A 19938-nucleotide genomic window follows, 5' to 3' on the forward strand; every position below is an offset into this window, starting at 1 on the left:
TCCCGGGTCGGCCTACGCTGGTCGGGTGGTGACCGACACCCTGCTCGACCGGGTTACCTGGACCCGGCGCCGCGACGCGCACGCCGAGCGTGTCGACCGGCTGGTGGGCGGGCACCTGGAGCGCCGCCGCCGGGGCGAGTCGCATCCGGTCGCCGACTTCCTGTTCACCTACTACGCGTACCGGCCGGCGCAGCTGCGTCGCTGGCATCCGGGGGCGGGGGTGCGACTCGCCGACACCGAGCCGGCGCAGTGGGGCCGGGACTACCGGACGGTTCCGAGCGGCGACGGGGTGGCGGTCACCCTGGACACCGCCGGGCTACTGGCCCGGCGCGGCGAGTTCGTCACCTGGGTACGGGACCTGCTGGCCCGTACCGCGAACCGGCCGGCGCACCTGGGCTGCTTCGGCCTGCACGAGTGGGCGATGGTCTACCGGCAGCCCGCCGACGAGGTCCGCCACCACCGGTGGCCGCTGCGGATGAGTCCGGCCGGCCTCGCCGAGTTCGTCGACGGCCAGCGGATTCGGTGCAGCCATTTCGACGCGTACCGATTCTTCACGCCAGCGGCCCGGCCACTGAACCTGCTTTCCCCGCAGCGCTCCAACCAGGCCGACTTCGAACAACCGGGCTGCCTGCATGCCAACATGGATCTGTACAAGTGGTCCTTTCGGTTGAGTCCGCTGGTCCCCGGCGAACTGGTGGTGGACTGCTTCGAGTTAACCCGTGACATCCGGGACCTGGACATGCGGGCCAGTCCGTACGACCTGCGGGAGCTGGGCTATCCGCCGGTGCGGATCGAGACCGCGGCGGGTCGGGCCGAGTACGCGACGATGCAGCGGGACTTCGCCGAGCGGGCCGCGGTACTGCGGGACCGCCTGTTGCGGTGTATCGCCCGATTCGATGGGTTTGGCCAGTCGGATCAGCTGAGCTGACATTCCGACTTCGCATCAACTTCATGTGCCAATCGTGGCCGCCTGCTGACCGCTGCCTTAATTCAGTCAGCTCCAATGGTTGACCGGACCTATACGTTCAATTAATCTCAAGCGCAGAAGCAAGATAGAACGTCAGGTAGAAGTCAAGGAGTGGCCCAGCAACGGCTCCCGGGTCGACAAGGAGGTGCGCGATGTTGGCGGACTACGGGACGCGGGCGCTGCGGTTCGCGGTGGCGGAAGCGGGCAGACGGTGCCCGGCGCACGGACGGTGCCCGGCGCACGGACGGTGCAGCCCCCGACCGTCAGGGAACGTCGGGGGCTGTGTCCAGTGTGCCACGGCAACCGGGTTCCGCGCGACCGCCCGGCGGTACCGGCCCGCCGACCCCGGCGGTACGGGTGCTCGACGGCGTCAATCAGCTGCGTGCCGTCGCCGATCCGATCCGGTTGCGGGTGCTCGCGGTGCTCACCGCCGAGCCGGACCGGGCGCTGTCCGCCCGCCAGCTGGCCCACCAGCTGGGCATCACGTTCAGCCTGATGCACTACCACCTGCGGGTGCTGCCCAGGAGGGGATGATCCGGGTGGTCAACCAGCGGACCGACCAGGGCCGGGCGGAGCGGTACTTCCAGGCCACGCAGTTGGCGTTGCGCTGGGACTTCCCGCCGGCTGACCGGTCCGGCGACGACATTGCGCCAGCGAACCGGGCCGGCGACGGCGGGTCGAACGGGAAGCACGTTCAAAATAAGCTGAGCGACGGACGGAAGTCAATCGTCGGGGTAGAATCAACCGTGAAACGTTGGTTGACTGGAGGTCTGCGGTGACTGAGCTGATGGCCAGCCGGGTGATCGAGGACGTGGCTACCCTCAAGGCGCTCGCCGACCCCATCCGGATGCGGGTGCTGGAGCTCGCCATGTCCGAGCCCGAGCGGACCTGGACCGCCAAGGAGCTGGCAAACATCGTGGGCGTCGCGCCCACCAAGATCTACTACCACATCAACCAGCTGGAACAGCACCAACTGCTGCACATCCGGGACACCCGGGTGGTCAATGGCATTATCGAGAAGCAGTACGGTGCCGGCCAGCTCAACTTGACCTTCCACCGCCGCTCCGGCGAGGAACCCAGCTCGGTGCACGAGGTGGTGGCCACCCTGCTCGACCAGATCAAGGACGAGATCGAGGCCGGACTCAACGCCGGCACCATCTCCGATAGCAGTGAGGCGCCCGACCCGGTCCGGATGATGCTCAGCCGGGGGGTCGCCGAGATCCCCGTAGACCGGATCGCCGAGTTCCGCCACGAGCTGCAGGCCCTGATGCGGCGGTTCGAGCAGGCCGGCGTCCCCCGTGACGGCACCACCACCGGTGGGCACCGGTTCGCGATGCTGGTCGGCATGCACCCGCTCGGGTTGTCCTGACCTGACTCGCCTGCCGAGTTCACCCCGTAACCCCGTCAGGCCGGGCAGCCGGGAGCCGACCGTCAGATCCACCGTACGGCGACCCCGGCAGAGAACGCGCCGCTGCGCAGCTCCAACCGGTCCGGGACCAGGTCGCCGCTGACCGTGAAGGCCAGCGGGACCAGCATCCGGCCCCCGGGCGGCACCGGCTCGGCGAAGACGTCCCGGCCGCCGTTCTCCTGCCGGGTCGCCGCCTCGTCCACCCCGACCCAGTCACCGGTCGGCAGATACGCCCGCTGCAACGGCCCGTACCAGAACTGTTCGGTGTCGCTGCGGTTGCGCAGCCCGACCGTGGCGACACACCGCCGATCCTGCCCCTGCCCATCAGCCGGCGCGCAGGCCATCCGGAAGACGGTGAACTCGAAGGCGGCCTCGGTCAGCAGCACCCCGAATCCGCCGGCCGGTGGCGCACCGATCCACCCACTGGGCGGCTGGTTGGCCCGGTCCAGCACCTCGCTGCCGTAGCTCGCCACGCGTACCGCCGCCACCGCCAGCCCGGTCAGCATCGCCAGCAGCAGGCCGAACACCAGCGGCGTCGCCGGGCGCCAGCTGCGCTTAGGGGCGGCCGGCACCGCCGCCGGCAACCGCACCCGCCGCCCGGCCGGGGTGACGACCCGGCGTCGGTCGACCCGGCGCTCCCGCAGCCGGCGGCGCCACCCGTACCCAAGCATCGCCACCACGACGAGTGCCGTCAGCCCGCCGATCAGCGGCATCGACGGGCGCTGCCACCAGGCCGAGTCCGCCGCCTCGATGCCGGCTGTCGGGGTCCACCGGGCGCTCGCGCAGTCGTACGGCAGCGCGGTGTCCCGCTGGTACGCGCAGACCGGGAAGGTCTGCGCGGTGCCGGCACCGCCCGGCCGGAACGACGCGGTGACCGTCTGCCCGCTGTTCGCCGGCAGGCTCAACTGCCAGGTGATCTCCGAGGCATCGACCCGGCCGGCGGCGCCGACGGTGGCCACCGAGGTCATCGTCGGTACGGCCATCCGCAGGGTGACGTCGACCGGTGACACCGTACGGTTGACCGCCTCGACCCGGTAGGTCGCCGCGCTCTGCCCGATCTCGTTGATCGTCACCGCGACCAGTTCCTGCCTCTCGGCCCGTGCCGAAGCAGCCCCCTCGGCCCGTGCCGGTGCCGCGCCCGGTGCCAGGATCCCCCCGCCGACCACCAGAACGGCGCCGAACAGACCGGCCCGCAGCGCACGTCGCCACCATGACATCACCATCTCGTCTCTGCCCCTGACCCGAACGGTAGGCCGGCACCGGCCGTCCGGCCGGCGAAGCGCGGTTCCGCCACCTGATCCGGTGACCGGTGCTAGATTTCCACTTCTCGCAGTGACCGTTGTCGCCCTTCGCCGTGACCGCCGGGGCGGCGCGGGCGCAGGGCGATACATTGACCGGGTGCGTATCGCTCGTTTCGCCCATGGCAAGGGAATGTCGTTCGGAGTCGTCGAGGGGGAGCCGGGAGCCGGCCCCGAGGCGTTGACCGTCGCCGAGGTCGACGGCCACCCGTTCGGCAGGCTGACCTTCACGTCGCAGCGTTGGGCGCTGGCCGACGTCCGGCTGCTGTCGCCGATCCTGCCCAGCAAGGTGGTGTGCGTCGGGCGCAACTACGCCGACCACGCCGCCGAGCACGGTGCCGAGGTGCCGGCCGAGCCGTTACTGTTCCTCAAGCCGTCGACGTCGGTGATCGGTCCACGGGACGCGATCCGACTGCCCGCCCAGTCCCGGCAGGTGGAGCACGAGGCGGAGCTCGCCGTGGTGATCGGACCGCCCGGTGCCCGGCGCGCCGACCGGGCCGCCGCCGAGCGGGCGATCTTCGGCTACACCTGCGCCAACGATGTCACCGCCCGCGACCTGCAGCGGTCGGACGGCCAGTGGACCAGGGCGAAGGGCTTCGACTCGTTCTGCCCGATCGGCCCGTGGATCGTCACCGGGCTGGACGTCACCGACCTGGAGGTCCGCTGCGAGGTGGGTCCGAAGCCGGACGAGATGGACGTACGGCAGCTGGGCCGGACCAAGCAGATGGTCTTCGACGTGCCGACGCTGGTGTCGTACGTGTCACACGTGATGACGCTGCTGCCCGGTGACGTGATCCTGACCGGGACGCCGGCCGGGGTGAGCGAGCTGACCGCCGGCGACACGGTGTCGGTCCGGATCGAGGGCATCGGTGAGCTGGCCAACCCGGTGGTCGCGGCGGACTGAGGCAAACCGCTGCGGTATCCCGATTTGGCGCGCACCATGGGGTCAGGTAGAGTTCTGTCCCGGTGCGGCGAGCACCGATGGGGTATGGGGTAATTGGCAGCCCGACTGATTCTGGTTCAGTTAGTCTAGGTTCGAGTCCTGGTACCCCAGCCACCGATGCCGGAAGGCTCCAGATGGCGTCGGGGTGCTGGTCTCTGTTAGAGTTCGGCACCGTGTCCAACAGGACACAGCAGCACGAAACGGCAGTTTGTACCAGGATAGTTCTGGCCCCGTCGTCTAGCGGCCCAGGACGCCGCCCTCTCAAGGCGGTAGCGCCGGTTCGAATCCGGTCGGGGCTACAGCGCTCAAGGCGCCCTCCTACGGGGGGCGCCTTTTCGTCGGCCCTGTCCGGCTACCCCGCCGCCCGGTCGCCGCTGCCTATAATGCCCGAAACGGCCTGGGCTGCGCAGAGTTACCCGGAGATCAGGGCTCGATCAGAGCACGGCGGGGTGCGGAATCAATGCGGGCTCAGAGCCCGGAGAGCCGTTGGCCGGCGCGGACCACGGCCATGGCGTGCCGCTCACCCGGCCGGCGGCCGAGCCGCTCGATCGGCCCGGAGACGCTGACCGAGGCGATCACCCGGCCGGTGCGGTCCCGGATCGGCGCGGAGACACTGGCCACCCCGGCCTCCCGCTCGGCGACGCTCTGCGCCCAGCCACGTCGGCGCACCTCGGCGAGCGTACGGCCGGTGAACTTGCAGCGGGGCAGTAGCGGCATGACGGCCTCGGGTGGCTCCCAGGCCAGCAGGATCTGGGCGGCGGACCCGGCGGTCATCGGCAGCACCGAGCCGACCGGCACCGTGTCGCGCAGGCCACTGGCCCGCTCGGCGGCGGCGACGCAGATCCGCTCGTCGGCCCGGCGCAGGTAGAGTTGGGCGCTCTCGCCGGTGGCGTCGCGCAGCGCGGCCAGCAGCGGCTCGGCGGCGGTCAGCAAGACGTCGGGCGCGGCGTTGGCCAGCTCACCCAACCGGGGGCCGGGCCGCCACCGCCCCTGGGTGTCCCGGACCAGCATCCGGTGGATCTCCAGGGCCTGTGCCAACCGGTGCGCAGTGGCCCGGGGCAGCTTGGTCCGGTCGACGAGTTCGGCGAGGCTGGCGCCGTCCACGCAGGCCGCGAGGATCACCACCGCCTTGTCGAGAACGCCGACACCGCTCATACTGTGTCCCACAAGCCGAAACATACCTCCCAGAATTTAGGATGTCCAGATGGTGGGAGCCACTTCGAAGCAGACATCGCCCAGGACCCTGGCCGAGAAGGTCTGGGACGCGCACGTGGTGCGATCCGCCGCGGGCGAGCCGGACCTGCTCTACATCGATCTGCACCTGCTGCACGAGGTCACCAGCCCGCAGGCCTTCGACGGGCTGCGGCTGGCCGGCCGGCCGGTGCGCCGGACCGATCTGACCCTCGCCACCGAGGATCACAACACCCCGACCGGGTACGCCGACCCGGCGTTCAACGGCCGGCGCGGGGACCTGCTGACCATCAGCGACCCGACATCGCGTACCCAGATCGAGACGCTGCGCCGCAACTGCGCCGAGTTCGGCATCAGGCTGCACGCCCTGGGCGACGACAACCAGGGCATCGTGCACGTCATCGGCCCGCAGCTGGGCCTGACCCAGCCCGGCATGACGATCGTCTGTGGCGACTCGCACACCGCGACCCACGGCGCGTTCGGCGCGCTCGCCTTCGGCATCGGCACCAGCGAGGTCGAGCACGTGCTGGCCACCCAGACGCTGCCGCAGTCCCGGCCGAAGACGATGGCGGTCACCGTCACCGGCGAACTCGGCCCGGGGGTCACCGCCAAGGACCTGGTGCTGGCGCTGATCACCAAGGTCGGCACCGGCGGTGGTCGCGGCTACGTGGTGGAGTACCGGGGCGAGGCGATCCGCCGGCTCTCCATGGAGGGCCGGATGACGGTGGCGAACATGTCCATCGAGTGGGGTGCCAAGGCGGGCATGGTGGCGCCGGACGAGACCACCTTCGCGTACCTCAGGGGCCGGTCGAACGCGCCGCAGGGCGCCGACTGGGACGCCGCCGTGGCCTACTGGTCCAGTCTGGCCACCGACGAGGGGGCGACGTTCGACGCCGAGGTGATCCTGGACGCCAGCGAGATCACGCCGTTCGTGACCTGGGGCACCAACCCCGGGCAGGGCGCCGCGCTGAGCGCCGCCGTGCCCGACCCGGAGCAGTTCGACACCGACGCGGAGCGGGTCGCCGCCCGCCGGGCGCTGGAATACATGGACCTGCGGCCGGGCACCGCGCTGCGCGACGTGCCGGTCGACGTGGTCTTCGTCGGCTCCTGCACCAATGGTCGGCTGGAGGACCTGCGGGTCGCCGCCGATGTGCTGCGCGGGCGCAAGGTCGCCGACGGGGTACGGATGCTCGTGGTGCCCGGATCGGCCAAGGTACGGGAGGCGGCCGAGAACGAAGGGCTGGACAAGGTCTTCGCCGACGCCGGTGCCGAGTGGCGGTTCGCCGGCTGCTCGATGTGCCTGGGCATGAACCCGGACACGCTCAAACCGGGGGAGCGCTCGGCCTCCACCTCCAACCGCAACTTCGAGGGCCGGCAAGGCCGGGGCGGGCGTACCCACCTGGTGTCGCCGCCGGTCGCCGCCGCCACCGCCGTGGTGGGCCGGCTGGCCGCGCCGGCGGACCTCAACTGACCGCCGCTGGACACGCACCACGAGACGGGATCACGACATGGACAAGTTCACCGTGCACACCGGGACCGCCGTCCCGCTGCGCCGTTCTAATGTAGATACCGATCAGATCATCCCGGCGGTGTACCTCAAGCGGGTGACCCGGACCGGCTTCGCCGACGGTCTGTTCAATGCCTGGCGCGAGGATCCGGGATTCGTTCTGAACAATCCTTCGTATTCCGGGGCATCCATTCTCGTCGCTGGCCCCGAGTTCGGCACCGGGTCATCGCGTGAACACGCGGTGTGGGCGCTGCGGGACTGGGGCTTCCGGGCCGTGCTGTCCCCCCGCTTCGGTGACATCTTCCGCGGCAACGCGCTCAAGGAAGGGCTGCTGCCGGTCGAGCTGGGAATGCCCGCCATTGAGGAATTGTGGTCGCTGGTCGAGGCCGATCCGGCCGCCGAGGTGACCGTCGACCTGGCCAGCCGGGAGGTCAGGGCCGGTGCCTCCGGCTGGTCGTTCCCGATCGACGACTTCAGCCGGTGGCGGCTGATGGAGGGATTGGATGACATTGGACTGACCCTGCGTCACGAGTCGGCCATCACCGAGTACGAGCGCGGTCGGTTGTCGTTCAAGCCGGTCGTGGCATAGCGCACAACGCCGAACCGGTCTCTTCCCAACGGGGTTCCCGACGCCGATTCCGCCCCCATCCGGTGGCCCACCAACCGTCCGGCTATACCAACCGGTCGGCTCCGGCCACCGGTTGGGGGCGAATCCGTTACGACACAAGGACTTTTTTCCGGCAGATGTTTGTGTCCTGCCGGTACAGGGCATACCGTGCGCGCAGAATGGCTCGTTGAGTCCAGTTGCACATACGGGAGGGAACTCGTGAACAAGGCAGAGCTCATCGATGCGCTCGCTGCTCGCCTGGGAGACCGCAAGACGGCGACGACGGCGCTCGACGCCGTCTTGGCCGAGGTTCAGTCGGCGGTCACCAAGGGCGACCGGGTGGGTATCACCGGCTTCGGGGTGTTCGAGAAGCGCGTCCGCGCGGCTCGAACAGCGCGCAACCCGCGTACCGGCGAGTCGGTGAAGGTCAAGAAGACCTCGGTGCCGGTCTTCCGGCCCGGCGCGGGCTTCAAGGACATGGTGGCCAGCGGCAAGGCACCGAAGGCCACCGCGGCCAAGTCGACCGCGGCGAAGTCCACGGCGACGAAGGCCACCGCAGCCAAGTCCACGGCGGCCAGGAGCACCGCCCGTGGCGCGGCGAAGTCCACCGGCACGGCCGCCAAGTCGACCGCCACCAAGGCGCCGGCGAAGCGGGCGGCCGGCGGTACGGCGAAGAAGACCGCCGCCGCCAAGACCACCCGGTCCGCGGCGGCCGCGCCGGCCAAGAAGTCCACGGTCAGGAAGACCACCGCGACTCGGTCCACCGCGGCCAAGTCGGCGGCGGCCAAGTCGACCGGAGCCAAGTCGACGGCGGCGAAGAAGTCGCCGGCGAAGAAGGCCCCGGCCCGCAAGCCCGCCGCCCGTAAAACCACCCGCTGAGCCGTCCGGCCACACCGGCCGGACACCACCAGCGCGAAGGCGCCCACCGCCGGTACGGCGGTGGGCGCCTTCGTATATGCGACAGGGCCGCTGACCCGGTCCGCTGGGCCGCCGCAATCGGCCCCGCTAGAGCCGGTCCGCGCCGACCAGCCGCTCCCCGGCGAACGACAACAACCAGCCGCCGCCCTTCGCGGTACGGTGATCCGCCGCCGACCGCCGGGTCAGCACCGTCAACGCGGCCGGGATCACCTTGCCCTGACTGCACACCGCTGCCGGCGTACCGGCCGCCGCCAACTCGCTCAGCCGGCCCGCCGCCGCCAACGCGTTCTCGTCCGGCTGCTGGCCGGCGGCCGGCTCGTCGAACACCGACTCCACTTCGACCGGCAGATCCAGCGCCTGCGCCAGCGGGGCGACCGTCTGCACACACCGCCGGGGCGACGCCGACAGCACCCGACACGGCCCGGTCAGCACCAGCAACGCCGCCAACGCCTGCGCCTGCCGCAGCCCGGCGGTGTCCAACGGGCGGGCACTGTCCGGACCCGGCCAGGTGTCCCGGCTGCCGGCGTGCGCGTGCCGCACCAGGGTGAGCGTCGCGGTCACCGGCGGCAGCTGCGCGAACCCGTGCAGCACCCCGACGTCGTGCCGGTACGTCAACCGCTGCCGCGCCTGCGCCAACGGCAGCCAGCACAGCTCGTCGACCTCGTCGGCGGCGTCAACCGGCACCGGCTCGGACGACGCCTCCACCGCCCGCATCGACCAGTAGTCGACCACCTTCAGGTTGCCGTCCGGCATGGTGTAACGGATCGACGGTAGCCGCACCTGCGGCACCGCCCGGATCCCGGTCTCCTCACCGACCTCCCGGACCGCCGCCACCAACGGACGCTCCGCCGGCTCCAGTTTGCCCTTCGGCAGCGACCAGTCGTCGTGCCGGGGCCGGTGCACCAGACACACCTGCACCGCCCCGCTGTCGTCGGTGCGCCACACCACCCCGCCGGCGGCCCGGACCTCGGTCACGGCAGCCACTTCGTCCGCTGCCCCGCCGCCGCCCGCTCCCAGGCGGTGGCGAACTCCGCCCGCGCCGCACGGATCGCGGCCCGCTCCCGCTCGACCAGCCGGCCGACGGTCACCGCCAACTCGTGGTCGTCCGGGTGCTCGGCCAGCACCCCCTGCCAGGTCTCGGCGGCCACCGCCGCGTCCTGGTGCTCACCGAGCAGGTTCTGCACCTTCGACAACGCCTTCGCCAGCTTCGCCGCGCCACCGCCGATCACCGGCGCCACCGCGTCCACCGCGTACCGGGCCTTCTTGCCGTTGATTCGCACCGCGTGCCAGCGCTCGTCGGAGGCGTCCAGGGTCAGATCGGCGGCACCGTCCACACCGCTGCCGCCGAACGCCAACCGGCGCCACGGCTTGGCCACCAGGCGAGGCAGCACCTCGGCCGCCGGGCCGGCCGCCGCCGGGGTCAGTCGCGGCTCCCGGGCCGCCTGCACCAGCATCTCCACCAGGGCAACGTACCGGTCGGAGCGCAGCGTCGCGTCCACCTCGGCCAGTGCCGCCGCCTGCCGGTCGGCGAGCGTCGCGTCGATCAGCTCGACCGCCGCCGACGGTAGCGGCGCCACCGGGTCCGCCCCGGCGGTACGCCGCAACCGGTCCCGCAGCACCTCGGCGTCGCGGGCACCGCCGAGCACCCCGGCGATCCACTTCAGCTCGTCGCGCAGCGCACCCGCCCACTCGCGGTCCACCAACGCCCGGAAGGTCCGCAGGTCGCTGCGCAGCCGCCGGCAACCCACCCGCATCTGGTGCACGGCGGTGTCGTCGTCGCCGACCGGGGCGTGCAGCCGCACCAGCGGGTCGTGCGCCAGGATCCGGGCGACGCCGTCGCGGACCGCCCGGGTGACCACATCGGCGGCGGTCGGCCCGTCCGGCAGGTCCTCGACCGCCGGCAGCTCCGCCGGACCGGCGGCGGCCGCACCCAACGCCCGTACGTGCTTCGGGGTGAACCCGCCGGCAATCGCCCCCGCCGCGACCAATTCGGCCTCGACCTGGTCCAGCAGCGACCGGTTGGCGGCCTTCAGCTCGACCTCCACCTCACGGAACCGCGACCGAATCGTCTTGCCGTCCAACACCGACACCGCGTCGTCGGCCAGCTCCACCAGCAGCGCGTCGTCGGCGTCGCGCAACTCCAGCACCGTACGTGCCGTGCGCACCGTCGCGGCCGGCGTCAGCTCCACCCCCCGCGAGTACGCGGTGACCAGCCACACCAGCTCGGCCGGCGGCTTGCCGCGCTTACCGGACCGGCTGATCTCGTGCCGTACGCCGGGCGCGTCGGCGGGTAGCTTCACCGTCCACGGCTTCGAGTCGCCCACCCGGTGGCGCAGCGACACCCCGGCGCGGGCCAGCCGCAGATCCGGGGTGTCGTAGTAGGTGGCGGTCAGCTTCGCCGCCGGCTGCTGCACCAGCCGGCCACCGTCCGGCAGACAGCCGGACAGGTCCGGCACGGTGAAACCCGGCTCGACCTCGTACTTGCGTTCCTCCTCCACCATCGGGCCAGCCTAGCGCCGCCCGCCCGAGGTCGCCGCTGTCGACAGGGCGCCGCCGGCCCGCCGACCGCCGGTGACAGCAGGAGCTATTTGCCGGTGCCGATGAACCGCCGGAGCAGCCGCTCCTGCAGATGCACCAGCGGCCGCTCGTCGGTCGACCGGTGCCGGCTCCAGGTGCCGTCCGGGTGCAGCTCGAACGACTCGCAGTCCGGGCTGAACGCGTCGCTCATCAGCTGGTCCAGCTCGGCGCGGGCCACCGGGTCGGTCACCTGCACCAGCGCCTCCACCCGGCGGTCCAGGTTGCGGTGCATCAGGTCGGAGGAGCCGATCCAGAACTCCACGTCGCCGTCGTTGCCGAACCGGAACACCCGGGAATGCTCCAGGAACCGGCCGAGGATCGACCGGACCCGGATGTTGTCCGACAGCCCCGGCACCCCGGGCCGCAGCGTGCACATCCCCCGGATCAGCAGATCCACCTGTACGCCGGCCTGCGACGCCCGGTACAGCGCGTCCACCAGCTCCTCGTCGACCAGCGAGTTCACCTTGATCTGGACCAGCCCGCCCCGGCCCTCGCGGACGTGGGCGACCTCCCGCCCGATCCGCTCGATCAGCCCGCTGCGCACCCCGTGCGGGGCGACCAGCAGCCGCCGGTACGCGGTCTGCCGGCTGTAGCCGGTCAACACGTTGAACAGGTCGGTCAGGTCGGCGCCGACCTCCGGGTCGGCGGTCAGCATGCCGAAGTCCTCGTACAGCCTGGCCGTCTTCGGGTGGTAGTTGCCGGTGCCGATGTGGCAGTAGCGGCGGATCTGGTTGCCCTCCTGGCGTACCACCAGGGCGGTCTTGCAGTGGGTCTTCAGCCCGACCAGGCCGTACACGACGTGGCAGCCGGCCCGTTCCAGCATCCGCGCCCAGCCGATGTTGGCCTGTTCGTCGAACCGGGCCTTCACCTCGACCAGCACCACCACCTGCTTGCCGGCGGCGGCCGCCTCGATCAGCGCGTCGACGATCGGCGAGTCGCCGCTGGTGCGGTACAGCGTCTGCTTGATCGCCAGGACGAGCGGGTCGGCCGCGGCCTGCTCGATGAACCGCTGCACGCTGGTGGAGAACGAGTGGTACGGGTGGTGCACCAGGATGTCGCCGTCGCGCAGGGTGGCGAAGACGCTGCGCGGCACCTCGCCCTCGACCAGCCGCGGGTGGGTGGCCGGCACGAACGGGCGGTCCTTGAGGTCCGACCGGTCGGAGCTCTCGTACACCTGCCACAACGCGGACAGGTCCAGCAGCCCCGGCACCCGCAGCACGTCGTGGCTGTCCATGTCCAGCTCGCGGACCAGCAGGTCGAGCATGTGGTCGGAGATGGAGGCGGCCACCTCCAGCCGAACCGGCGGGCCGAACCGGCGCTGGGCGAGCTCCCGCTCCAGCGACTGCAGCAGATCCTCGTCGCGGTCCTCGTCGACTTCGAAGTCGGCGTTGCGGGTCACCCGGAACAGGTGGCACTCAACCACCTGCATGCCGGAGAACAGCTGGCCGAGCTGGGCGGCGATCAGATCCTCGACCGGCAGGAACCGGGCGCCCAGCCCTTCCTGGCCGACCACCACGAACCGGGGCACGTTGTTCGGCACCTTGATCCGGGCGAACAGCTCCGGGCCGCCGTCGGGGTCACGGACCGCGACGGCCAGGTTCAACGACCGGCTGGAGATGTACGGAAACGGGTGCGCCGGGTCGACGGCCAGCGGGGTCAGCACCGGGAAGATGTGCTCCCGGAAGTAGGTGCGCAGCCCTTCCCGCTCACCGGTGCTCAGATCGCTCCACCGGATCAGGTGGATGCCCTCGGCGGCCAGCCGGGGCCGGACCTCCTCGGTGAAGCAGCGGGCGTGCCGGGCGACCAGGCCGGCGGTCTTCGCCGCGATCAGCTCCAACTGGGTACGCAGCGGCAGCCGGTCGCCGCCGCGTACCGGCAGCCCGGCCTGCAGCCGGCGTTTCAGCCCGGCGATGCGGACCATGAAGAACTCGTCGAGGTTGCTGGCGAAGATGGCCAGGAACTTGGCCCGCTCCAGCAGCGCCGTCTGCGGGTCCTCGGCCAGCTCGATCACCCGGGCGTTGAAATCGAGCCAGGACAGCTCCCGGTTGAGGAACCGGTCGTCGGGCAGCGGCTGGCGGGCCAGCGTGGCCGGCTCGTCCGGCTCGGCCGGCTCGGCGGTGTCCGACACCGGGTTGGCCGGGTCGGGGGCCTGCACCGGCAGCGGCGCGGCCGGCGCGTCGGTCGCGGACTCCGCCTCCGGCGCCGGCTCGGTGGTCTCCGGTGCTGCCTGCGGTGCCGCCTTGGCCCGCCGGCGGGCGGTGCCGCCTGCTGACTTGCGGGCGCTGCTGGCCGTGGACCTGCGAGCGGTGCCGGCCGTCGATTTGCGGGCGGTGCCGCCGGCCGGTTTCCGGGCGGTGCCGTTCGACGACTGGCGGCGGGCCGGCCGGGGCGTCGCGGTCGCGCCGTCGTCGGCAGCGGGCTGGTCGGCGGCAGACTGGTCGGTGCCGGCGGGCTGGTCAGCGGTGGGCTGGTCGGCTGCGCGGCGCGGACGGGCGGCGGCGCGCCTGGAGGGGGCGGGCGTCACCCGGTAATCATGACCTGATCACGGTGAACTTGGCATAAATTCGCCCGGCTCCAGCTAGCCGAATGTGGGCAACGTAACGCGGTTGACGTGCCCGGACTCGTCACGCTCGATGCGTACCCGCTGACCCAGCCGCAGCAGCCGCAGCCCGGAAGCATCGAACGCGGCCGCCGGGAACGCCAGCTCCGCCCCGTCGTCGAGCAGCACCGTGCCGCTGCGGGTCGCCGAATCGAAGGTCGCCACCGTGCCCTGCATCTCAGCTCACCGACCTGTGTCGCATGTCAGCACGGTACCCGCTGGCGTACAGCGCGGCGGTGTACCGCCCCAGGCCGAGCCGGGCCGCGTCGGCGAGGTCGGCGGCGGTGTCCACGTCGCGGCGCAGCGTCGGCCAGTCCCCGCCGCGCCGGACGGCACCCGACCGTTGATGCCGTACTGCCGATCCGGCGCCGAAACCCGGCCGCAGCGCGGTGCCGACGGCGGCCGCCAGCAGCACCGTGCCGGTGCCGGCGGCATCCGGCACGAACCAGCGGTCCACGCCCGCCCCGGCGGCGGTGTCGAGGGCGGTGGTCAGCTCCGCCGGGCGCAACGCCGGCAGGTCAGCGGTCAACGCGGCGACCGGCCGGCCGCCGCCGACAGTCGCGGCGCCGTGCGCCACCGCCGCGTTCAGCCCGCTCACCTCCGGCGCGCCGAGCTCCGGGTCGGCGACGGTACGGGCACCGAGCGCGCCCAACGCGGCGTCGGCCGCCGGATCCGAGGTGACCACCACCACCTCGGCGACCAACGGGCAGGCCAGCGCGGCGGCGACGGTGTCGCGGGCCAGGGCCAGCGCCAGCTCCTCATGCGGTACGCCGTCGAGCGCACCCCGCAGCCGGCTCTTCGCCACCGCGAGCCGCTTGACCGGCAGCACCACCGACCAGGTCGCGTTCCGCACCGCTCCATCCTGCCGGCTGGGCTCGCATTGGCTCTGGCCGGGTCGGACAGGGCATGATTCGCTGCGTCGGTCGGCAAGACGGCGGTCGGGTGCGGTGACCCGGTGGTGGCCAGGGTGGTGGCCAGGGTGCGGTGACGAGGAGGATCGGGTGGCGCGGCGGAAACTGGGCTTCTGGCGACGCTTCATCGTGATGGTGGTCAAACCGACCCTGCTCGTATGGACGAAGCGGAACTGGTCCGGGATGCAGCACATCCCCGGCACCGGTGGGGTGATCGTCGTCGCCAACCACATGTCGCACGCCGACCCGATGGTCATCGGTCACTACCTCTACGAGGCCGGCCGCTGGCCCCGGTTCCTCGGCAAGGCCAGCCTGTTCACCATCCCGGTCATCGGGCGCTGGCTGCTCAAGGTGAAGCAGATCCCGGTGCACCGGGGCAGCGTCGACGCGATCAAGTCGCTGGAGGCGGCGATCGTCGGCGTCGACGAAGGCGGCGCGGTGGTGATCTACCCGGAGGGGACCACCACCCGCGAGCCGGACCTGTGGCCGATGCGCGGCAAGACCGGCGCGGCCCGCCTGGCGTTGACCACCGGCGCCCCGGTCGTGCCGGTGGCGATGTGGGGTCCGCAGCAGATGTACGACCCGCGGACCGGGAAACTGAACCTGCTGCCCGGCCGGAAGGTGACCGTCGTCGCCGGTGAACCTTTCGACCTGAGCAGATGGGCCGGGGTCGAGCCGACCCGGGCGGTGCTGGAGGAGATCACCGAGACCATCATGCTGCGACTGCGGGACATGGTCGCCGAGATCCGGGGCGGCGAGGCCCCACCGCTGTACACCCCGACCGCCCGCCGCAAGGGCCGGTCCAGCGGCACCCCGGAGCCGGGACAGTGACCGGGACCGGCCGGGCCGTCGTCCTGGGCGCCGGCTCGTGGGGGACCGCGTACGCCAAGGTGCTCGCCGACGCCGGCGCCGACGTGGTCCTCTGGGCCCGACGTGAACAGGTCGCCGCCGCGATCCGCGAGTACGGCACCAACCCCGACTACCTGCCGGCGGTGCGGCTGCCCGACCGGGTCACCGCCACCAGCGACGCCGCCGAGGCGATCAAGGGCGCGGGGCTGGTCGTGCTCGCCGTACCGTCGCAGACCCTGCGCGGCAACCTGGGTGACTGGGCCGCGCACATCGGCCCCGACGCGACCCTGGTCAGCCTGATGAAAGGGATCGAACTCGGCACCACCAAGCGGATGAGCGAGGTGATCGTCGAGACCACCGGGGTCGGCCCGGACCGGGTCGTGGTGGTCTCCGGCCCCAACCTGGCCGCCGAGATCGCCGCCGAGCAGCCGGCCGCCAGCGTCGTCGCCGGCACCGACACCGCGCGCACCGCCGCCGTGCAGCAGGCGATGCTCACCGGCTACCTGCGGCCGTACACCAACGACGACGTGATCGGCTGCGAGCTGGGCGGGGCGGTGAAGAACGTGATCGCCCTGGCGTACGGCATCGCCACCGCGATGCGCCTCGGTGACAACACCAAGGCCACCCTGATCACCCGGGGGCTGGCCGAGACGGCCCGCCTCGGTGTGGCCCTCGGTGCCGACCCGCTGACCTTCTCCGGCCTGGCCGGCCTCGGTGACCTGGTCGCCACCTGCTCGTCGCCGCTGTCGCGCAACCGGACGTTCGGCGAGCACCTGGGCCGGGGGGAGACCCTGGAACAGGCGCAGGCCGCCACCCGGCAGACCGCCGAAGGGGTGAAGAGCTGCCTGTCGATCCGGGACCTGGCCCGCGCGCACGGGGTGGAGATGCCGATCACCGAGCAGGTGGAACGGATCTGCCACGAGGGCCTGGACCCGCGTACCGCGTTGACGCTGCTCATGACGCGGGCCACGAAACCGGAATAGGCTCTGCCGCCGGCCGGTGACCTTGGTCAGGATGAACGGCATGACCGCCACTTCCCGCGACCCGGGGTACGGCGACGGCACCCGGTGTGTCGCCGCCGGGCTGCCCGAGCCGACCCCCGGCCAGCCGTTCCTGCCCGGCCCGGTGTTCGCCGCCCCGTACCACCTGGACCCGGTGACCGGGCCGTCGCCGGACCGCGACGGCTACGCCCGGGAGGACAACCCGACCCGGCGGGCGCTCGAATCGGCCATCGGTGACCTGGAAGGCGGCGACACGCTCGTCTTCGCCAGCGGTCAGGCGGCGATCACCGCGCTGCTGCTGACCACGCTGCGCCCCGGCGACACGGTGCTGCTGCCCGCCGACGGCTACTTCACCGTACGGGCGTTGGCCGCCACGGTGCTGGAGCCGATCGGCGTGACCGTGCGGCTGATGCCGACCGCCGGCCCGTATCCGGACTTCGCCGGGGTACGGCTGGTGCTGCTGGAAACCCCGGCCAACCCGGGACTGGACGTCTGCGACGTCGCCGTGCTCGCGGCGGCGGCGCACGCCGCCGGCGCGCTGGTCGCGGTCGACAACAGTGCGCCGACCCCGCTCGGGCAGCGGCCGCTGGACCTGGGCGCGGACACCGTGGTCGCCTCCGGCACCAAGGCGCTGACCGGCCACTCGGATCTGCTGCTCGGCTACCTGGCCACCCGCTCGGCGGCGGCGCTGGCCGATGCGAAGCGGTGGCGCAAACTGACCGGGTCGGTGCCGGGCCCGTTCGACTGCTGGCTCGCCCACCGGTCACTGGCCACCCTGGACCTGCGGCTGGCCCGCCAGTCAGCCAACGCGGAAGCGGTCGCCGCCGCGCTGGTCGGGCGCCGTGACGTCACCGGCGTACGCTGGCCCGGCCTGCCGACCGACCCGTCGTACGCGGTCGCTACGGCCCAGATGCGGCGCATCCCGGGGATCGTGTCGTTCGACCTGGGCGACGCCGACCGGGTTGGCCGCTTCCTGACCGCGTCGAAACTGGTGTCGGCGGCCACGTCGTTCGGTGGTCTGCACACGGCCGCCGACCGGCGGGCCCAGTGGGGTGACGACACGTCACCGGGCTTCGTCCGGCTCTCGTGCGGCATCGAGGACACTGTGGACCTGGTACGCGACATCACCGCCACCCTGGACGCCACCTGACAGACTCGGCCCCGTGGGAGCCAGCGCACGGGAAGCGGGATCCGGGTGATCGAGCAGGAGCCGCGTGGCGGTCCGCCGTCCGACTACCGGCGGCTGGCGGTCTACCGGCTGAGCGTCTGGTTTCTGCGGTCGATGGCCGTGGCGTTGCCCTGCATCTTCATCTGGCCGCAGGTCTGGTTCGTGTTGCCAATCGTCATCGTGTTCGGGCTGATCGTGACGTTGCCGCTGCGCTACCTGGCCCACTTCGAATGGAGGATGCCGATGCTCGACCTCGATGCGTCGATGCTCAAGGACGCGTTGAACGTCCGATACTGGTGAGGGCTGCCGACGATCCTCTGTGGCATGTCCGGGAGGTGCCAGCCTACTGGCGCGCGATGCTCGCCATGAGGATCTTTCTGTTGGCGTCCCTGGTCGTCGGTGTCTCGGTCCTGGCGCTCCTGCTCGGTGGGCCGGTGGCCGTGTTCAGGCCGGTGCTCGAACTCATGTTCGTGGTGTTCGCCGCTGCGATGGTCCTGCACTGGTCCGCTATCCGCCCGGTGTACCGTCACATCCACCAGATTCCCGAGCTGGCCGCCACGGACATTTTCGAGCGTGGGCCGAAGCTGTTCGGCCTAGTGGTGAGAGACCTGTTCGACCTGCGCAGCTGGCGGCCACCGCGGTGATCGAGGTGTGGTCAGGCAGTCAGGTCAGGCCGAGAAGTGCTCGTACTCCTTCGCCGTGTCGAGCAGCAGCGTTCGCGATTCGGCTGCATCGAGCGCCGCCGATCGGATCCCGTCGTAGGTGAGGGCGTACAGGTCGACCTCGGCCTGTCTGTCGAGAAAGAGCGCGCCGGTCAGCATCTCGTGATGGACGATGCTGGGCTCGCTCGCGTCGGCGAAGTCGAGGATGGTGAACGGGGTGCCAACTGTCATCCCAGGGTGCAGTCCAGCGGAGAACGGTAGGACGCGAACCGAGACGTTCGGGAGCCGGGACGCATCGGTCAGCCGGTGCAATTGCTCGGCCATCACGGGGTACGAGCCGACCACGCGCATCAGCACGGACTCGGCGAGGACGACCTCGATATCCGGCACCTGAGATGTACTGCGGGTCAGGACGCCGGTGTCAGCGGTCCTGGTCGCCATACGTATCGCGGTGTGCGTAGCTGGTGGGTCGGCAGCGGTCGCTCCGGTGACTGCGGCGGCATACGCCCTGCTCTGCAGCAGGTCGGGAACGATCTGGAACTCGTAGATGCGTAGCCGGCTCGCGGCTTCCTCAAATCCGACGTAGATGTCAAACCACGGCGGCAGGCTCGCGTAGTCGTGCCACCAGCCCTTCTCTCGGGTTTTCGTAGCGAGACCGGTGAGTGCCTCGATCATCGGGGCCTCGGCGCCGTACAGGCTGCAGAGTGACGCCACATCCTCGGCGCACACCGGGATCTCGCCGTGTTCGATCCGACGTAGTTTGCTCGCCGGCCACTGCAGCATGCCGGCAGCCACGGCCGTTGAGACATGGTTCTGCCGGTCGCGGAGCTTGCGGACCTCCTGACCGAGCCGGCGGCGTGGTACGGACGAGTTCAAGATTGACGCGGCCACCGTGAGCCCTCCTGACGCTCGGTATCGCGGTCTGCGAGCCCAGACAGTAGGAGCCGGGCGGGGACCCAGAAACGTCCCTACGGACACTCTGCCGACCACTTATCTGGACTCAAAGCGTCCCAGTTGTGTCCGGTACCGTGGCGGCATGAGTCACCGCCTGCGCTCTGCCATGCTTCGGGCACAACTCGACAGTGTCGCCCTGGCCGCCGCCGTGGGTGTCGACGTCAAGACCGTGAACCGTTGGCTCGGCGGCCGGATCCCGCGGCAACGCACCCGGTTGGCCGTTGCCGACACACTCGGTGAAGACGAAGCCGATCTCTGGCCGCGCGTACGGCCGGATCTGGCCGCAGGGGCGGAGAGTACCGCCGAGGTCGTCGGCGCTTAGAGCGACCGGCAATAGGCGTTACCTGAGTCGGCGGGTTGTCGGCCGGGTGTCCCAGC

The 19938-nt window shown here is 71.3% G+C and carries 20 protein-coding genes, 2 tRNA genes and 1 pseudogene; 15 read left to right on the top strand and 8 right to left on the bottom strand.

Annotated elements, in window-relative coordinates; genetic code table 11:
* Window positions 1-25: 25 nt before the first annotated feature.
* From ACFHW1_RS15405 to ACFHW1_RS15415, 3 genes are all read left to right on the top strand, one after another.
* On the top strand, window positions 26-928 hold the full coding sequence (locus ACFHW1_RS15405) for a 3-methyladenine DNA glycosylase (protein WP_416553737.1): 903 nt from the start codon (window positions 26-28) through the stop codon (window positions 926-928).
* A gap of 321 nt (window positions 929-1249) precedes the next feature.
* Window positions 1250-1501 carry a helix-turn-helix domain-containing protein gene (locus ACFHW1_RS15410; RefSeq protein ID WP_416553739.1) on the top strand — a complete coding sequence of 84 codons (252 nt, stop codon included), beginning with the start codon at window positions 1250-1252 and terminating at the stop codon, window positions 1499-1501.
* A 241-nt stretch (window positions 1502-1742) separates the two neighbouring features.
* The gene (locus ACFHW1_RS15415; RefSeq protein ID WP_416553741.1) at window positions 1743-2336 is read left to right on the top strand and encodes a helix-turn-helix domain-containing protein; all 594 of its coding nucleotides are present in this window, start codon (window positions 1743-1745) and stop codon (window positions 2334-2336) included.
* Window positions 2337-2398: 62 nt separating this feature from the next.
* Here the strand turns inward: ACFHW1_RS15415 and ACFHW1_RS15420 are convergent, their stop codons facing one another.
* A complete protein-coding gene (locus ACFHW1_RS15420; RefSeq protein ID WP_416553743.1) occupies window positions 2399-3592 on the bottom strand; it encodes a hypothetical protein in 1194 nt (397 codons plus the stop codon).
* 181 nt (window positions 3593-3773) lie between these two features.
* Between ACFHW1_RS15420 and ACFHW1_RS15425 the strand changes: the two genes are divergently transcribed.
* The 3 genes from ACFHW1_RS15425 to ACFHW1_RS15435 all read left to right on the top strand — a co-directional run bounded on the left by ACFHW1_RS15425 (window position 3774) and on the right by ACFHW1_RS15435 (window position 4915).
* Window positions 3774-4577, top strand: coding sequence for a fumarylacetoacetate hydrolase family protein (locus tag ACFHW1_RS15425; protein ID WP_416553745.1), 804 nt, complete (start codon window positions 3774-3776; stop codon window positions 4575-4577).
* Window positions 4578-4655: 78 nt separating this feature from the next.
* Window positions 4656-4730 (top strand) — tRNA-Gln (locus tag ACFHW1_RS15430).
* A 112-nt stretch (window positions 4731-4842) separates the two neighbouring features.
* A tRNA-Glu gene (locus ACFHW1_RS15435) sits at window positions 4843-4915 on the top strand.
* A 169-nt stretch (window positions 4916-5084) separates the two neighbouring features.
* On the opposite strand, the gene ACFHW1_RS15440 is transcribed toward ACFHW1_RS15435, so the two are convergent.
* Window positions 5085-5771 (bottom strand): IclR family transcriptional regulator, encoded by a 687-nt coding sequence (locus ACFHW1_RS15440; protein WP_123600449.1) that lies wholly within the window; start codon window positions 5769-5771, stop codon window positions 5085-5087.
* 49 nt (window positions 5772-5820) lie between these two features.
* On the opposite strand from ACFHW1_RS15440, the gene leuC reads away from it, so the two are divergent.
* From leuC to ACFHW1_RS15455, 3 genes are all read left to right on the top strand, one after another.
* Complete coding sequence (gene leuC, locus ACFHW1_RS15445) at window positions 5821-7278, top strand: 3-isopropylmalate dehydratase large subunit (RefSeq protein WP_416553747.1); 1458 nt, start codon at window positions 5821-5823, stop codon at window positions 7276-7278.
* Window positions 7279-7315: 37 nt separating this feature from the next.
* A complete protein-coding gene (gene leuD / locus ACFHW1_RS15450; protein ID WP_416553749.1) occupies window positions 7316-7903 on the top strand; it encodes a 3-isopropylmalate dehydratase small subunit in 588 nt (195 codons plus the stop codon).
* A gap of 237 nt (window positions 7904-8140) precedes the next feature.
* Window positions 8141-8800 (top strand): HU family DNA-binding protein, encoded by a 660-nt coding sequence (locus tag ACFHW1_RS15455; RefSeq protein WP_416553751.1) that lies wholly within the window; start codon window positions 8141-8143, stop codon window positions 8798-8800.
* Between the two features lie 126 nt (window positions 8801-8926).
* Here ACFHW1_RS15455 and ACFHW1_RS15460 read toward each other — a convergent pair whose 3' ends face one another.
* The 5 genes from ACFHW1_RS15460 to cofC form a co-directional block, all read right to left on the bottom strand.
* Entirely contained in the window at window positions 8927-9823 is an 897-nt protein-coding gene (locus ACFHW1_RS15460) for an NUDIX domain-containing protein (protein WP_416553753.1), read from the bottom strand.
* Complete coding sequence (locus tag ACFHW1_RS15465) at window positions 9811-11340, bottom strand: CHAD domain-containing protein (RefSeq protein WP_416553755.1); 1530 nt, start codon at window positions 11338-11340, stop codon at window positions 9811-9813. The genes ACFHW1_RS15460 and ACFHW1_RS15465 overlap by 13 nt, the downstream gene beginning before the upstream one ends.
* Window positions 11341-11423: 83 nt before the next feature.
* Entirely contained in the window at window positions 11424-13577 is a 2154-nt protein-coding gene (locus ACFHW1_RS15470; RefSeq protein ID WP_416615658.1) for an RNA degradosome polyphosphate kinase, read from the bottom strand.
* 417 nt (window positions 13578-13994) lie between these two features.
* Window positions 13995-14192 carry a cold-shock protein gene (locus tag ACFHW1_RS15475; RefSeq protein ID WP_416568597.1) on the bottom strand — a complete coding sequence of 66 codons (198 nt, stop codon included), beginning with the start codon at window positions 14190-14192 and terminating at the stop codon, window positions 13995-13997.
* Between the two features lies 1 nt (window position 14193).
* Window positions 14194-14868 carry a 2-phospho-L-lactate guanylyltransferase gene (gene cofC / locus ACFHW1_RS15480; RefSeq protein ID WP_416615651.1) on the bottom strand — a complete coding sequence of 225 codons (675 nt, stop codon included), beginning with the start codon at window positions 14866-14868 and terminating at the stop codon, window positions 14194-14196.
* A gap of 148 nt (window positions 14869-15016) precedes the next feature.
* Here cofC and ACFHW1_RS15485 point away from each other — a divergent pair, with 148 nt between their 5' ends.
* The 5 genes from ACFHW1_RS15485 to ACFHW1_RS15505 are packed head-to-tail and all read left to right on the top strand — an operon-like array spanning window position 15017 to window position 18588.
* A complete protein-coding gene (locus ACFHW1_RS15485) occupies window positions 15017-15757 on the top strand; it encodes a lysophospholipid acyltransferase family protein (RefSeq protein ID WP_416615653.1) in 741 nt (246 codons plus the stop codon).
* Window positions 15754-16758: an NAD(P)H-dependent glycerol-3-phosphate dehydrogenase gene (locus ACFHW1_RS15490; RefSeq protein WP_278167744.1), complete on the top strand. Its 1005-nt coding sequence runs from the start codon at window positions 15754-15756 to the stop codon at window positions 16756-16758. Before ACFHW1_RS15485 ends, ACFHW1_RS15490 begins: the two co-directional genes overlap by 4 nt.
* Window positions 16759-16798: 40 nt before the next feature.
* Window positions 16799-17926 carry a cystathionine gamma-lyase gene (locus ACFHW1_RS15495; RefSeq protein ID WP_416615654.1) on the top strand — a complete coding sequence of 376 codons (1128 nt, stop codon included), beginning with the start codon at window positions 16799-16801 and terminating at the stop codon, window positions 17924-17926.
* Between the two features lie 45 nt (window positions 17927-17971).
* Entirely contained in the window at window positions 17972-18244 is a 273-nt protein-coding gene (locus tag ACFHW1_RS15500) for a hypothetical protein (RefSeq protein WP_416615655.1), read from the top strand.
* Window positions 18241-18588 (top strand): hypothetical protein, encoded by a 348-nt coding sequence (locus ACFHW1_RS15505; protein ID WP_416568592.1) that lies wholly within the window; start codon window positions 18241-18243, stop codon window positions 18586-18588. Before ACFHW1_RS15500 ends, ACFHW1_RS15505 begins: the two co-directional genes overlap by 4 nt.
* A gap of 24 nt (window positions 18589-18612) precedes the next feature.
* Here ACFHW1_RS15505 and ACFHW1_RS15510 read toward each other — a convergent pair whose 3' ends face one another.
* Window positions 18613-19497, bottom strand: coding sequence for a DUF5753 domain-containing protein (locus tag ACFHW1_RS15510; protein ID WP_416568591.1), 885 nt, complete (start codon window positions 19495-19497; stop codon window positions 18613-18615).
* Between the two features lie 169 nt (window positions 19498-19666).
* Here ACFHW1_RS15510 and ACFHW1_RS15515 point away from each other — a divergent pair.
* Window positions 19667-19879, top strand: a pseudogene (locus ACFHW1_RS15515) (XRE family transcriptional regulator); the annotation flags it as partial.
* Window positions 19880-19938: the final 59 nt, after the last annotated feature.

It is taken from the genome of Micromonospora sp. LOL_014, from assembly GCF_048060245.1.
Lineage (GTDB): Bacteria > Actinomycetota > Actinomycetes > Mycobacteriales > Micromonosporaceae > Micromonospora_E.

Coding starts and splice junctions, on each gene's coding strand:
- leuD (WP_416553749.1), top strand. CDS start 7,316: ATGGACAAGTTCACCGTGCACACCGGGACCGCCGTCCCGCTGCGCCGT.
- ACFHW1_RS15420 (WP_416553743.1), bottom strand. CDS start 3,592: ATGTCATGGTGGCGACGTGCGCTGCGGGCCGGTCTGTTCGGCGCCGTT.
- ACFHW1_RS15495 (WP_416615654.1), top strand. CDS start 16,799: ATGACCGCCACTTCCCGCGACCCGGGGTACGGCGACGGCACCCGGTGT.
- ACFHW1_RS15475 (WP_416568597.1), bottom strand. CDS start 14,192: ATGCAGGGCACGGTGGCGACCTTCGATTCGGCGACCCGCAGCGGCACG.
- ACFHW1_RS15440 (WP_123600449.1), bottom strand. CDS start 5,771: ATGAGCGGTGTCGGCGTTCTCGACAAGGCGGTGGTGATCCTCGCGGCC.
- ACFHW1_RS15465 (WP_416553755.1), bottom strand. CDS start 11,340: ATGGTGGAGGAGGAACGCAAGTACGAGGTCGAGCCGGGTTTCACCGTG.
- leuC (WP_416553747.1), top strand. CDS start 5,821: ATGGTGGGAGCCACTTCGAAGCAGACATCGCCCAGGACCCTGGCCGAG.